Origin of the sequence: Curtobacterium sp. ODYSSEY 48 V2, assembly GCF_023712625.1 — a bacterium.
Lineage (GTDB): Bacteria > Actinomycetota > Actinomycetes > Actinomycetales > Microbacteriaceae > Curtobacterium.
In genome coordinates this window covers 447,991-460,284 of the sequence record NZ_JAMAXX010000001.1, presented here as the reverse complement: position 1 = coordinate 460,284, position 12,294 = coordinate 447,991, and the positions used below count along the sequence as shown (strand labels likewise).

At 73.6% G+C, this 12,294-nt stretch carries 13 protein-coding genes; 7 read left to right on the top strand and 6 right to left on the bottom strand.

Annotated features, from left to right (window positions below; genetic code table 11):
- Window positions 1-169 precede the first annotated feature (169 nt).
- Together M3666_RS02240 and M3666_RS02235 are read left to right on the top strand one after the other, a co-directional pair.
- Window positions 170-1,465, top strand: a complete 1,296-nt coding sequence (locus M3666_RS02240) for an MFS transporter (RefSeq protein ID WP_251154370.1) — start codon at window positions 170-172, stop codon at window positions 1,463-1,465.
- 110 nt (window positions 1,466-1,575) lie between these two features.
- Complete coding sequence (locus M3666_RS02235) at window positions 1,576-2,898, top strand: carboxylesterase family protein (RefSeq protein WP_251154369.1); 1,323 nt, start codon at window positions 1,576-1,578, stop codon at window positions 2,896-2,898.
- Window positions 2,899-2,986: 88 nt separating this feature from the next.
- On the opposite strand, the gene M3666_RS02230 is transcribed toward M3666_RS02235, so the two are convergent.
- Together M3666_RS02230 and M3666_RS02225 are read right to left on the bottom strand one after the other, a co-directional pair.
- Window positions 2,987-4,231 (bottom strand): acyl-CoA dehydrogenase family protein, encoded by a 1,245-nt coding sequence (locus M3666_RS02230; protein ID WP_251154368.1) that lies wholly within the window; start codon window positions 4,229-4,231, stop codon window positions 2,987-2,989.
- Window positions 4,232-4,268: 37 nt separating this feature from the next.
- Window positions 4,269-4,907 (bottom strand): AmiS/UreI family transporter, encoded by a 639-nt coding sequence (locus M3666_RS02225; RefSeq protein ID WP_251154367.1) that lies wholly within the window; start codon window positions 4,905-4,907, stop codon window positions 4,269-4,271.
- Between the two features lie 161 nt (window positions 4,908-5,068).
- Between M3666_RS02225 and M3666_RS02220 the strand changes: the two genes are divergently transcribed.
- Window positions 5,069-5,653 (top strand): TetR/AcrR family transcriptional regulator, encoded by a 585-nt coding sequence (locus M3666_RS02220; protein WP_251154366.1) that lies wholly within the window; start codon window positions 5,069-5,071, stop codon window positions 5,651-5,653.
- Between the two features lie 97 nt (window positions 5,654-5,750).
- On the opposite strand, the gene M3666_RS02215 is transcribed toward M3666_RS02220, so the two are convergent.
- Together M3666_RS02215 and M3666_RS02210 are read right to left on the bottom strand one after the other, a co-directional pair.
- Complete coding sequence (locus M3666_RS02215) at window positions 5,751-6,512, bottom strand: DUF4184 family protein (RefSeq protein ID WP_251154365.1); 762 nt, start codon at window positions 6,510-6,512, stop codon at window positions 5,751-5,753.
- 13 nt (window positions 6,513-6,525) lie between these two features.
- A complete protein-coding gene (locus M3666_RS02210) occupies window positions 6,526-7,827 on the bottom strand; it encodes an esterase family protein (RefSeq protein WP_251154364.1) in 1,302 nt (433 codons plus the stop codon).
- A 305-nt stretch (window positions 7,828-8,132) separates the two neighbouring features.
- Between M3666_RS02210 and M3666_RS02205 the strand changes: the two genes are divergently transcribed.
- On the top strand, window positions 8,133-8,567 hold the full coding sequence (locus M3666_RS02205; protein ID WP_066651264.1) for an NUDIX hydrolase: 435 nt from the start codon (window positions 8,133-8,135) through the stop codon (window positions 8,565-8,567).
- Window positions 8,564-8,914, top strand: coding sequence for a hypothetical protein (locus M3666_RS02200; protein ID WP_066651271.1), 351 nt, complete (start codon window positions 8,564-8,566; stop codon window positions 8,912-8,914). Before M3666_RS02205 ends, M3666_RS02200 begins: the two co-directional genes overlap by 4 nt.
- Here the strand turns inward: M3666_RS02200 and M3666_RS02195 are convergent.
- Window positions 8,895-9,263 carry a VOC family protein gene (locus M3666_RS02195; protein ID WP_251154363.1) on the bottom strand — a complete coding sequence of 123 codons (369 nt, stop codon included), beginning with the start codon at window positions 9,261-9,263 and terminating at the stop codon, window positions 8,895-8,897. The genes M3666_RS02200 and M3666_RS02195 overlap by 20 nt on opposite strands.
- Window positions 9,264-9,300: 37 nt before the next feature.
- Here M3666_RS02195 and M3666_RS02190 point away from each other — a divergent pair, with 37 nt between their 5' ends.
- Complete coding sequence (locus M3666_RS02190) at window positions 9,301-9,942, top strand: nucleoside/nucleotide kinase family protein (protein ID WP_251154362.1); 642 nt, start codon at window positions 9,301-9,303, stop codon at window positions 9,940-9,942.
- Between the two features lie 70 nt (window positions 9,943-10,012).
- The gene (locus M3666_RS02185; protein ID WP_251154361.1) at window positions 10,013-10,846 is read left to right on the top strand and encodes an NmrA family NAD(P)-binding protein; all 834 of its coding nucleotides are present in this window, start codon (window positions 10,013-10,015) and stop codon (window positions 10,844-10,846) included.
- Between the two features lie 192 nt (window positions 10,847-11,038).
- Here M3666_RS02185 and M3666_RS02180 read toward each other — a convergent pair whose 3' ends face one another.
- Complete coding sequence (locus M3666_RS02180; protein WP_251154360.1) at window positions 11,039-12,286, bottom strand: CynX/NimT family MFS transporter; 1,248 nt, start codon at window positions 12,284-12,286, stop codon at window positions 11,039-11,041.
- Window positions 12,287-12,294 lie beyond the last annotated feature (8 nt).

The window sequence follows — 12,294 nt, the reverse complement described above, 5'->3', positions numbered from 1 at the left end:
AGACCGACGCTACCCCAAAAACCACCCGCTGTGTAGTTTTTGTCGCGCGTCATCGGTGGCGCACTCGCGCGCCGTCTGGGCGACACGTGTCGATCACGCCTCGGGCGATGTATGCTCGCCGACGGAAAACCTTGCAGTACAAGGTTTCCGATCGACTCAAGGAGGCGTCATGAGCACACCCGAACCCGGCAGCCCCGCACTGCTGGACCCGGAAGCGGGCATCACCCAGCCCGTCAGCACCGTCAAGGTGGGGATCGGCTACCAGGTCGCCCTGTTCCTCGGACAGTTCGGCCTGTTCGTGGCGCTCATGGCCCCGGTCTACGTCAGCATGCAGATCAAGGCACAGGCCCTGGTCGGCGACGACGCGGCGAACGTCATCGGCTCCGTGCTGCCGATCGGGGCGTTCGGTGCGCTCATCATGAACCCGCTGGCCGGCGCGCTGTCCGACCGGACCCGCACGCGCTGGGGCCGCCGACGCCCGTGGCTGCTCGGCGGTGTCGTCGTCTTCGCGATCGCGCTCGCCTGGATCGCCTACGCGCCCGACGTCCTCAACCTGACGCTCGGCTGGCTGCTCGCGCAGCTCGCCGCGAACGCCACGCTCGCCACCCTGCTCGCGAGCTTCGCCGACAACGTGCCGCAGCTCCAACGCGGCCGGGCGTCGAGCATCATCGCCCTGGCGCAGAACATCGCCGTGCTCGCCGGCACCTACCTGTCGGTGTTCTTCGTCGCGAACCTGCCGGTGCTGTTCATCGCTCCCGGCATCCTGGCGATCGTCCTGGTCGTCGTGTACGCCCTGGTCGCCCGTGACGACCTGCCCACCTACAAGCTCAAGCCGTTCACCTGGATCAACCTCATCTCGTCGTTCTGGACGAACCCGATCAAGAACCCCGACTTCGCGTTCGCGTGGTGGTCGCGCTTCCTGATCATCCTGGCGACGTTCATGTTCACGACCTACCGCCTGCTCTACATGCAGGAGCACCTCGGGATCGCGGACCTGAAGGAGGCCACCGAGGCCGTCGCGTTCGGCGTGCTCCTCTACACGCTCGCCCTGCTCGTCAGCGCGGCACTCTCCGGCTGGGCGTCGGACCGGATCGGCCGCCGCAAGGTCTTCGTCGGCGGATCGACGGCGCTGTTCGCGGTCGGCCTGGTGATCCTCGCCCACGCCGACACCGTGACGGGCTTCTACGTCGCCGAGGTCGTCATGGGCTTCGCCTACGGCATCTACTCGGCAATCGACACCGCGCTCGTCGTGGACGTGCTGCCGAACGCCGACCGTCCGGGCAAGGACCTCGGTGTGATCAACATCGCGAACGCGCTGCCGCAGTCGCTCGCACCCGCGATCTCGCTCTTCTTCCTGAAGATCGGCAGCAGCCACCCGGACAACTACGAGCTCATGTGCTGGGCTGCGGGGGTCGTCGCTCTGCTGGGCGCCCTGGTGGTCATCCCGATCAAGCGGGTCCGCTGACGCCCGTCGCACTGACGGATTGAAGGCGCGGTGCCAGCTGGCACCGCGCCTTCAGTCCGTTCGTCTGGCGTCCGTCGTCCGTCCGCAGGTCGCGTCGTTACCGTGGGTCGGTGCGCTCCACCGACACCCGTTCCTTCGACTCCCCGGCCGGCACGATCGAGGCGGTCGTCGACGGCGACGTGACCCGCGCCCTCGGCATCCCCTACGCGCGGGCCGACCGCTTCGCGCCGCCGGCGCCGCAACCGCCGTTCAGCGGCCCGTTCCGCGCGGACACCCCGGCGCCCGTCCCACCACAGCCGAGCGCGCAGTTCGTCGACCAGCTCCTGCCGTCGATGGACCACCTGCAGGTCGACGAACACTGCCAGCGACTCAGCATCACGGTGCCCTCGGACGTCCGACCCGACGAGCGCCTGCCCGTGGTGGTCTGGGTGCACGGCGGGTCCTACGTGCTCGGCGGCGGGGACCTGCCGATCCACGACGCCCACGACCTGGTGACCGAGCAGCGCGTGGTCGTCGTCACGGTGACCTACCGGCTCGGGGTGCTCGGGTTCCTCGGTGACGGCGAGACGGTGCCGGCCAACCTCGGACTGCTCGACCTGGTCGAGGCGTTCCGGTGGGTGCAGCGGAACATCGCGGCGTTCGGCGGGGACCCCGACTCCGTCACCGCGTCCGGGCAGTCCGCCGGAGCCGACGCGATCGCGCACCTCATGATCAGCGAGGGCGCCCGCGGCCTGTTCCGCCGCGCGATCGTGCAGAGCGCGCCGCTCGGGCTCTCGCGCGGGCGGGCGCGGATGAACCGGGCGATGGTCCGGGCCGTCGGGTCGGTCGCGGCGGACACGTCGCTCGACGAGGTGCTCGAGCGGCAGGCCCTCGCGACGAAGGCCGGTGGCCGGTACGGCCTGGCCGGCGGCATGCCGTTCGGCACGCAGTACGGGTTCGCACCGTTGCCCGCCGAGCGCGACACCGACCGGGCCTGGCGGTCGGTCGCACCGGAGGTCGACGTGCTCATCGGGTCCGGCTCGGACGAGGCGGGAATGTACGTGCCGCTCGTCCCGGGGCTCCGGACGGCCGCGCGGTCCCGCCTGGTCCGACCCCTGCTGCGCTGGCTGCTCGTGCGGCCCCTGTCCGAGGTGATCTACGGCCGCGATGCGCGGCGCTTCGCCGATCGTCACCGGGCCGCCGGTGGACGGGCGACGGTCTACCGGTTGCTGCGGCACCCGTCCGTGGCGCCGGTCGGTGCGGTGCACATGAGCGACCTGCCGTTGCTGCTCGGCGGTCGCTCGGCGTGGGTGGGCAGTCGCTTCGTGCCGGAGCGGGACTGGCCGGAGGTCGAACGGCGCGGGCGGGCGTTCCGGGCGGTCTGGGCGGAGTTCGCGCGGACCGGACGGGTGACGGCGGCGGACGACGAGACGCTGGTGTTCGACCGGGGGTGACCTCCACCGGGCCCGTACCGGCTGCACCGCGAGGGGCCGGGGCACTCGGCCCCGACCCCTGCGACGGTGTGCTGCGGTGTCGCGGTGCTCAGCCGCGACGCGTCGCCCCGATCGCCCAGACCCGGGGCGGTTCGACCCCGTTGACGGCGTGGTCGCCGACGATCCGGGCCTTGAACACCCACGGGTTGTGGCTCCCCGCGGTGCGGGCGTTCCGCCAGTGCCGGTCGAGGTTCTTCGTCGTGCTCACACCCGAGGCCGCGAGGGCGTCGAACAGGTGTGACGTCGCCGTGGTCGCGAGGGACGTGAGCGAGACCTGCGCCTGTGCGGTCGCGAGCTCGGCGCGGTCGTTCCGGCGCTCGTCCTCTGCCTCGTCGAGGGCAGCACCCTCGTACGCGGCCTGCAGCGCCTCGGCTGCCCGGTCGACGATCGCGGTCGCCGCGAATCCGGCCGCGGACACCTCGCCGACGACCTGCAGGATCTGCGGGTCCGCGGCGAAGGTGTCGGCGTTGCCGTGCGAGAACACCCGGTTGCGGTTCCTGACCTGCAGCGCGATCTCCCGCTCGGCGGCCAGGACGGAGCCGGCGAGCACGGTGAGGAGCACCGCCTGGTAGAACGCGGTCTGGTACTTGAACCGGTGGTCGAACAGCACGACCGCGTCGGCCTGCACGACGGCGTCGGTGAACGTGCTCGTCCCCGAGCCCGTGGTCCGCTGGCCGAAGCCGTCCCAGTCGTCCGAGTGGGCGACCCCCGGCTGGTGTGCGTCGACGATCGCGATGACCCGCTCGCCGGTGTCGGTGCGCTCCGCGTACGTGTCGATCCAGTCCGCGAAGATGCTGCCCGTCGAGTAGTACTTCTGCCCGCTGACGCGGAAGGTGCCGTCGTCCTGCGGTGTGACCTTCGTGACGACGTCGCCGACCTGCACGGCCCCGACCTCGGTCCAGGAGTTGCCGGCGATCTCGCCCCGACCGAATCGTCCGAGCCAGGCATCGCGTTCGCCGGAGCGCCCGACGAGACGGTCCTCCACGAGGGCGAAGTGCCCGCGCAGGGCCTGCGGGATGTTGCTGTCCGCGGCGGCGAGCTCGGTGAGCAGGCGGAAGAGCTGCGGGAGGGTCGCGCCCGCGCCACCGAACGCGACGGGGACGCGGACCGCGCCGAACCCGGCGGCTGCGAGTTCGCGGATCTCGTCGAAGGGGAGCCGATGGTCCTGCTCCCGCTCGGAGGCGCCGGCGGCGATGCGGTCGAAGATCGGCCGGAAGCGACCGGCAAGGGTCTCGTAGTCGACCGGTGCGGTGGTCTGGGCGGTGCCGAGCTGGTCGGCCGTGGTGTCGGTCATGGTGTCGTGCCTTCCGGGTTGCGTGTGCGGGTGCTGTTCAGGCGGTGGCCGTCGGTGTGACGACCTGGGGCTGGGCGGGGGTCGACGGTGCTCTGCGAGCCCCGCGTCGGGAGAGCACGGCCGCGCCGACGAAGACGACGAGCGCGACCAGGGCGGCGCCGACGGTCCACGCGGCCCCGGCCGGCCACCGACCGGAGAGCCCGAGGAGCGCCGGCGCGGTCGTGGTGGTCTGGCTGGCGAGGACGAGGGCCCAGGCGGTGTACCGGCCGAGGTCACGACCCAGGGCGAGCAGGAGGAAGAAGAGCGTCCAGAGCCCGGCCCAGGTCGCCCACAGCACGGCGAGGACCGGGTCGACGGTGACGTTCGAGACCGCGAAGACGACGGCGATCGCGGCGACGAGGCCGCAGAACCAGCCGAGCCCCGTCGAGCCGAGCCCCGCGAGCGCGTCGATCCCCACGTACAGGTAGGTGAGGCCGAAGAGGAACGTCCCCGCGATCGAGAGCAGGACGGGCAGTGACCCGTCGGCCGTGACGGAGACGGCCGTGCACAGCACGAGCTGCAGCCCGCCGATCAGGACGTTGAACACACCGCTGTCACGGCCGGGGACCCGACCGAGCAGGGTGAGCCCGTTGATGAGCAGTGCCGCTCCGGAGAGCACCAAGCAGATGTACGCCATGGCGACGACCGTGGCAGCGAGGGGACCGCCGCGGAAGGGTTGTGTCGCACTGTGTCCGACGGTGACGATCCGTGACGTCGAGCGCTCACTGCTGCTCCCGACGTCGCTCGCCCCCGGACGGGAGGTCGCGCGCACACCGCTCCGTGGGCAGGATCGACCACATGCCCGACGCCGACCTCCGCGCCCGCATCGTCTCCGGTGCCGCCGATGCCTTCCGTGACGGCGACTTCCACACGATCGGCCCGGACGACGTCGCCCGGGCCGCCGACGTCACGGTGGCCGAGGTGCACCGCGTGTTCCCGTCGTGGGAGCTGCTCGTCGTGGCCGTCGTCGACCGGTGGACCAAGGACGGCCGCGATGCGCTCCGCGGGGTCGCCGAGCAGGAGGGGGCCGTCGCGTACCTCCGAGCCCGGCTCGACCGCGGACACCGACACCCCGCGGTCGTGCGGGTCCGCGTCGCGCTGCTCAGCGCGACGTCGACCCCGGGCCACCCGGCGTCCGGGTGGTTCCGGCAGCAGTACACGATGCTCTTCGAGGACGTGACCCTCGCGCTCGTGCGGGACGTCGTCGCCGGTCGTGAGTCCCGCGGGGCTGCTCCGCGGCACGCCGCCGAGCAGCTCGTCGCGCTCTTCGAGGGGCTGCAGCTGCAGGCGATGCTCCGCGACGACACCGACCTGCTCGCCGGGTGGGACCGGGCGGTCGCACGCATGCGGGCCGGCTGGGCCGCCGCCGCCGTCGCGGCCTGAGGGGAGCCGGCCGCGCGGGCACCGGACGTTCACGCAGCGCCCTGCCGGGGCCCGCGGGCACCCGGACGTTCGCGCAGCGCCCTGCCGGTGCCGGGTCCTAGGACCCGCGTGTCCCGTGGCCGCGGAGTCCACGCCCGACGAGCAGCACGACGGCACCCACGACCAGGGCGACCGCGACGAGTGCCGGCACCCGGAACGCCAGCGCGGTGACCACGCCACCGATCCCGCCGCCGGCGAGGAACGACCGCACCCCGACGGCCAGCGCCAGGACGACGACCACGGCCAGGGCTGCGACCGGGACGACCCGCTCGACGGGGGGCAGGGGCCCGACCGGCCGGACGTCGGCGCGTCGCCACCACACCGCCGCGACGACGAGCAGGGCGAGCAGCCCGAGCACGCTCGACAGGTCCTGCAGCAGGAAGGGCAGCGGGTACCCGCCGACGGCGGCGTCCCGCAGTGCGGGCCAGGCCCGGACCACGAAGCCGTGCTCGTGGGTGAAGCCGTCCCACACGACGTGCGTGACGCTGCCGAGCAGGCAGCCCACGACCACCGGCAGCACGTCGCGTGCACCGAGCGGCGGCCGGCGACCCCAGCCCCGCGGCAGACGCCGACGCAGCCCCGGGACGACCGGTGACCATGCCGGCCGCACGAGGAACCACCACGTGGCGAGCACCACGAGGGAGACGGCGAGGTCGATGGTCGGGACGCCCCACCACGAGTGCGCGTCCTCGTAGGGCGGCAGGAACGGCGCGAACAGCACCGTGTCCGGCGCCATCGAACCGATCGCGACGGCGGCGACCGGCACGGGAAGGCGACGTGTTGCCAGGGCGACGACCGCGTGGCTGACGGTGAAGGGCACGGTCACGTCCTCGTCATCGGGCCAGGTGCGTGCGGTGCACGAACCACTCGACGCCCTCGGCCAGGGCGACACCGGCGGTGTGCCAGTCGTGGCCACCGTCCTCGATGATGCGCTCCGTCACCGTGACGCCGGCTGCACGTGCGGCCGCCACGACCCGCGGGACGACCGGTCCGTACCGGCTGTCGTCCGCACCGGCCGCGACGAACGCGGCGGAGTCGCGGTACGGCGCCCGCTCGGCGAGCACTCGGAGCGGCTGCGCGGCCTCGTACGCCGCCCGGTCACCGCGGAAACCCCTCGAGACGGTGTCGTCGCGACCCTGCAGGACCGGCCCGATCTGTCCCGAGACGTCGATCCACGAACCGAACCGGTCGGGCCGGCCGGCCCCGAGCTGCAGGGCGCAGGTGCCTCCCTGCGAGAAGCCCGCGATGGCCCAGTCCGCCCCGCCGGCGGCAGCGTGCAGGTGCTCGTGGACCCAGGTCGGGACGTCGCGCGTCAGGTAGGTGGCGCTGTTCCCGAGCGGACCGTCGACGCACATCGGGTTGTTCGATGCCCGGGCGAGCTGGTCCGGCATCACGACGATCGGTGCGAGTCCGCGGTGCCGGTGGGCGATCGCGTCGAGCCGGGTCGCCATGCGGCCGGCCTCGACGATGTTCGCCGGAGCGGCGCCGGGTCCCTGCCCGGAGAGCATCACGACGACGGGCAGCTCCGGGGCGTGCTCGACGAGGGCGGCCGGGGGGAGCCAGACGATCGCGGGTCGGGCGTGGAAGTGCGACACGGTGCCCGGGATCCGCACCGAACCGTAGCGGCCGTGGGCCGGCATGTCGCGCGGGGGTCGCCAGCTCGCGGCGTCGACCGGGGCCGATCCCGGGGCCGGGTCGTCCGGCAGGCGGAGGGGCGGCACGTGCGACTGCCCCAGGGCGTCGGCGATCGTGGGGAAGAGCCCGGCGTCCCGGTTCACCGCCAGTCCGCCGGACACCAGGGCGAGGGGGACCAGCAGCGCGGCGACCACCCGGGTCAGCACCCGGCCCCGCCGTGCCCGGCCACCGCGGACGAGTCCGACGACCGCGACCCCGAGCAGTGCGCACACCACACCCGTCCAGACCCGGTCGACCCAGGTGGGCGGGACGCCGAGCACGTCGAGGACGTCGCCGAGGAACCAGGAGAGCATGGTCCCGACCAGCGCTCCCGCGACGATCGCGACGGCTGCCCAGCGCCAGGAGCGGCGGACGGTGGTGAGGACGAGGACGGCGGCGACCAGGGTCAGGGCGTAGAGGGGCAGCAGCACGTGGGCGGACAGGAGCGGCAGGGTGGTCACGGGCGGGTCCGACGGTCGGGACGCTCTCGGACACCCGGCGGGTGACGGGACAGGAGCGGCGTGGTCCAGCGACGGTAGCGAGCCGAGGTGTCCGGACCGGCAGCGGGGAGCCCGTCCCCGGCGGTCTCCCGGCTGATCCTGAGCGATCCTGCACGGGGGGTGGCCGGCCGACGGTCCGGAGCTGTCCGAGCGGCCAGGCCCGGGTGGTCCGTCGACCGTGCGGAGGACCGCACCGTCCCCGCACCGGACGGTGGCGGGCGGCGCGTCTGGGTGTGCCCTCCAGGGGATCCTGGCAAGGTCGGCGGATGGAGTACACGGACTACGACACCCGGCTCGCCGCCTACGGCGTGATCACCGAGGGCGACCGTGTGCTCCTGGCCCGACTGCGGGTCCCCGAGGCCGGCACGTGGACGCTGCCGGGCGGCGGGGTCGAGTTCGACGAGACCGTCGAGCAGGCCGTCGTGCGCGAGGTCCTCGAGGAGACCGGGTACGAGGCGACGTGCGGTCCGCTCCTCGGCGTCCGGCACCACATCGTGCCGAAGGAGCGCCGGATGCACGACAACGGGCGGCCGATGAAGGCGGTGCAGGTCGTGTTCCGCGTGACCGTCACCGGCGGCGAGCTGCGCAGCGAGACGGACGGCTCGACCGACGAGGCCGCGTGGGTCCCGGTCGCCGAGCTGCCCCACCGACGGCACGGGCTGCTCGTGCCGATCGCCCTCGGCTGGGCTCGACGACCGTGAGCGGCGAGGCCACCGACCTGTCCGCCCGGCTCTGGGACGAGCGGGCGCTGCTCGGCGACCTGGTCACCGCTGCGGCCGACCCCGACCGCGTCCGCCGGCTCCTCGACCGGTTGCGCGAGCTGCGCCTGGAGCAGGACGTCCTCGTGCACGCCCTCGCCGAGCAGTGGGGCACCGGTCCCGACACCGCCACGCTCCGGTCGCTCGAGCGTGTCGCACCCCCGCCGTGGGACCTGCTCCTGCCCGAGCACCTGACAGCCCTGGCGAGCCTGACCGCCGAGGTCGCCGCGGTGCTGCCACCCGGCCCCGTGCGCGACGCGTGGGACCGGATCAGCCCTCGAGCACGCTGAGCACGTTGCCCGACGGGTCGGTGAACCACGCGATGAGCGGACCGCCGTGCCGGTTCACCCCGCGCTCGTCGGTCACGCCCTCGTAGCGCAGGAACGTGACGCCCTTCGACGACAGCTCGTCCACGGCGGCGTCGACGTCCGGCACCGGGAAGTTCAGCACCGTGAACGACGCCGGCTCGTGCGCGGGCCCCTTCGGGTAGACGAGCACCCCGGCGCCGGAGCCGACGTGCAGCACGAGCATGCCGTGGTCCTCGCTCACCGGCAGCCCGAGGACGCCCTCGTAGAACGCCCGCGCCCCGGGGACGTCATGCACCGAGAACCCGCTGAACGCCGTCGTCGCATCGACCATGCGGCCAGTGAACCACCGCTCCTGTCAGGATGGGACGGTGACCCCGACCGAGCTGTCCGTCGACGCCGCCGTCGAGCGGGCGGTGGCGCTCGCCGCGGTTCCCGGCCGCGCGGTGCTCGGCATCGCGGGGGCGCCCGGGGCGGGCAAGTCGACGCTGGCACGCCGGATCGTCGTCGCCGTCGACGCCGCGCACGGGCCCGGCACCGCGGTGCAGGTCCCGATGGACGGCTTCCACCTGGCGAACGCGGCACTCGACGCCCTCGGCCGGCACGACCGCAAGGGCGCGATCGACACCTTCGACGCGGCCGGCTACGTCGCCCTCGTCCGTCGTCTGGTCGTCGCGGACGACGACGTCGTCTGGGCGCCGGACTTCGACCGCCGCGTCGACGAGCCCGTCGCCGGCAGCATCGCCGTGCCGCGGAGCACCCGGCTCGTCGTCTCCGAGGGCAACTACCTGCTCGACACCGACGCGCCGTGGTCCGCGCTGCCCGGCCTCTTCACCGAGACGTGGGCGTGCGTCGTGGACGATCGTGTCCGCGTCGACCGTCTGGTGGGCCGGCACGTGCGGCACGGACGCGACCACGAGGCGGCCCGGACCTGGGCGCTCGAGGTCGACGGCGTGAACGCGGCGAGGGTCGCTGCCACGGTGACCCGTGCCTCCCGGACGGTCCGGACCTGACCGGAGCCGGACGACCAGGGCGGCCCGACCCGAGCCACCCGACCAGCAGCACCGAAGGACAGGAGCGACCATGACCATCGCCATCACCGGAGCCACCGGCAACATCGGCGGGTCCGTCGCCCGCGCGCTCGCCCGGGCCGGCACGCCGATCCGCATGCTCGTCCGCGACGCGGCCCGGGCACCCGAGCTGCCGGGAGCGGAGGTCGCGGTCGCCTCGTACGCCGACGCGACCGCGTCCCGCGCCGCGCTCGAGGGCGTCGACCTGCTGCTCATGGTCTCGGGCGCCGAGGCGCAGGACCGCCTCGACCAGCACCGCGCCTTCGTGGCCGCGGCCGCGGACGCGGGCGTCGCCCACGTGGTCTACACGTCGTTCGTGGGTGCGGCACCGGACGCCACCTTCACCCTCGGCCGCGACCACTGGGCGACCGAGCAGGCGATCGAGGAGACCTCGATGCGGCACACGTTCCTGCGGGACTCGTTCTACCTGGACTTCGTCGAGGACCTGGTCGGCGAGGACGGCGTGATCCGCGGACCGGCCGGTGTCGGCGCAATGGCCGCGGTCGCGCGGGCGGACGTCGCGCGCGTCGCGACCGAGGTGCTGCTGCACCCGTCGGACCACGCCGACCGGACGTACGAGCTCACCGGACCGGAGGCGATCACCCTCGCCCAGGCGGCCGCCACCGTGTCCGAGGTGCGCAGCCGCGCCGTGACGTACCAGCCGGAGACGGTGGCGGAGGCGTACGCCTCGCGTGCGCGCTGGAACCCGGAACCGTGGCAGGCGGACGCGTGGGTGAGCACCTACACGGCGATCGCCGAGGGTGCGCTGGCGCACGTCTCGACGGACGTCGAGCGGGTGACCGGCCGTCGGCCGCTGTCGCTGCGCGAGGTGCTGCAGTCGGACTGACCCGGCCGGGAGGCGCAGCGCGCGTCCGCCGTGTCGGCCGCGGGTACTGCTGCACGACGGGAGGCACGTCGCACCACGTCCTTCCGTGGTGCGACGTGCCGTCGGTTGTTCGAGAGCGCGTCGAACCACGTCCTCGAGTACGGGCCGATCGCCGCGCTTCGCCGCCGCGGCGCGCCGCGCCGCTGCGCCGCGTCAGCGCACGCGGCGGGCCGCGAGCGTCCCCGCGACGCCGAGCGTCAGCACCGCCACGAGCACGACGAGCAGCGGGGCCGTCCAGCTCCCGGTCGCGCCGTGCAGGGCCCCGGCGACGAGGGGTCCCGCCGAGCCGATCAGGTACCCGCCGCCCTGCACGAACGCGGACATCCGCCGGGCGTCGTCGTCGCTCGTGACGATCCGCACGACGATGATGAAGACGACCGTGATCCCGCCGCCCTGCGCCGCTCCGCCGAGCACCGACCAGAGCAGCCAGAGCTGCGGCGCGAACAGCAGCCCGAGGGGCATCGCGAGCCAGAGGAAGGCGACGAGGGCGATGATCGCGCGGGGCGCCCAGCGGGTCGCGAGCACCGGGACGCCGAGCGCGCCGACCACCGCCAGGATCTGGAACACGGACGAACTCGCGCCCGAGGACTCCGCCGAGAAGCCGATCTCGTCGTGCAGCAGCGTCGGGATCCACGCGGTCAGGGCGTAGTACGAGAACGCCTGCCCGCCGAAGGCCAGCGTCAGCCCCCACGTGATGAGCCGGCGCGCGGGTCGGACGGGCTCCGACGCTGCCGACACCGTGCGGATCGACCCGGTCTCGGTCAGGAGCTCGACCGGACCCGTCGCGACCACGGGCTCGACCCGGGCCGGCCGGAGCCACGCCGCGCGCGCCCCGACCGCGTACGTCCACGCGGCCCCGGCGACGACGGCGAACACCGCCCACACGGCGATGGCGACCGGCCACCCCCACGCGGCAGCGATCGGGGCGGTGCCGAGCGAGGTGATCATCGACCCGACGTTGAGCGCCGACGTGTACACGCCGGTCACCAGCCCGACGCGCTCGGGCGAGGTGTCCCGTCGGATGACCACCGGGATCACGACGTTGCCGATCGTGATGCCGATGCCGATGATCGCGGTGCCGACCAGGAGCGCCGCCGCCGACGGGGTCGACCGGACGACCGTGCCCGCGAGCACGATCACGAGCGCCAGCGACACCGCACGCTCCGGGTCGGCCTTCGCGATCACCCAGCTGGCGAACGGCGTCGCCAGCGAGAAGCACAGGACCGGGATCGTCGTCAGGAGCCCGGCGATCGTCGCGGTCAGCCCGAGGTCCACGCGCAGGTCGCCGATGACCGGCGCCGGAGCCACGATCGGCCCGCGCAGGTTGAGAGCGATGAGGACGATCGCCGCCGGCAGCAGCCAGGCCGCACCGCGGAGTCCGCGACGGGCGACCGTGTTCACCGGTTCCT

What these genes read in the sequence shown, in the direction of transcription:
- M3666_RS02240 (WP_251154370.1), top strand. Translation starts at nt 170, where the DNA reads ATGAGCACACCCGAACCCGGCAGCCCCGCACTGCTGGACCCGGAAGCG.
- M3666_RS02220 (WP_251154366.1), top strand. Translation starts at nt 5,069, where the DNA reads ATGCCCGACGCCGACCTCCGCGCCCGCATCGTCTCCGGTGCCGCCGAT.
- M3666_RS02185 (WP_251154361.1), top strand. Translation starts at nt 10,013, where the DNA reads ATGACCATCGCCATCACCGGAGCCACCGGCAACATCGGCGGGTCCGTC.
- M3666_RS02205 (WP_066651264.1), top strand. Translation starts at nt 8,133, where the DNA reads ATGGAGTACACGGACTACGACACCCGGCTCGCCGCCTACGGCGTGATC.
- M3666_RS02195 (WP_251154363.1), bottom strand. Translation starts at nt 9,263, where the DNA reads ATGGTCGATGCGACGACGGCGTTCAGCGGGTTCTCGGTGCATGACGTC.
- M3666_RS02230 (WP_251154368.1), bottom strand. Translation starts at nt 4,231, where the DNA reads ATGACCGACACCACGGCCGACCAGCTCGGCACCGCCCAGACCACCGCA.
- M3666_RS02225 (WP_251154367.1), bottom strand. Translation starts at nt 4,907, where the DNA reads ATGGCGTACATCTGCTTGGTGCTCTCCGGAGCGGCACTGCTCATCAAC.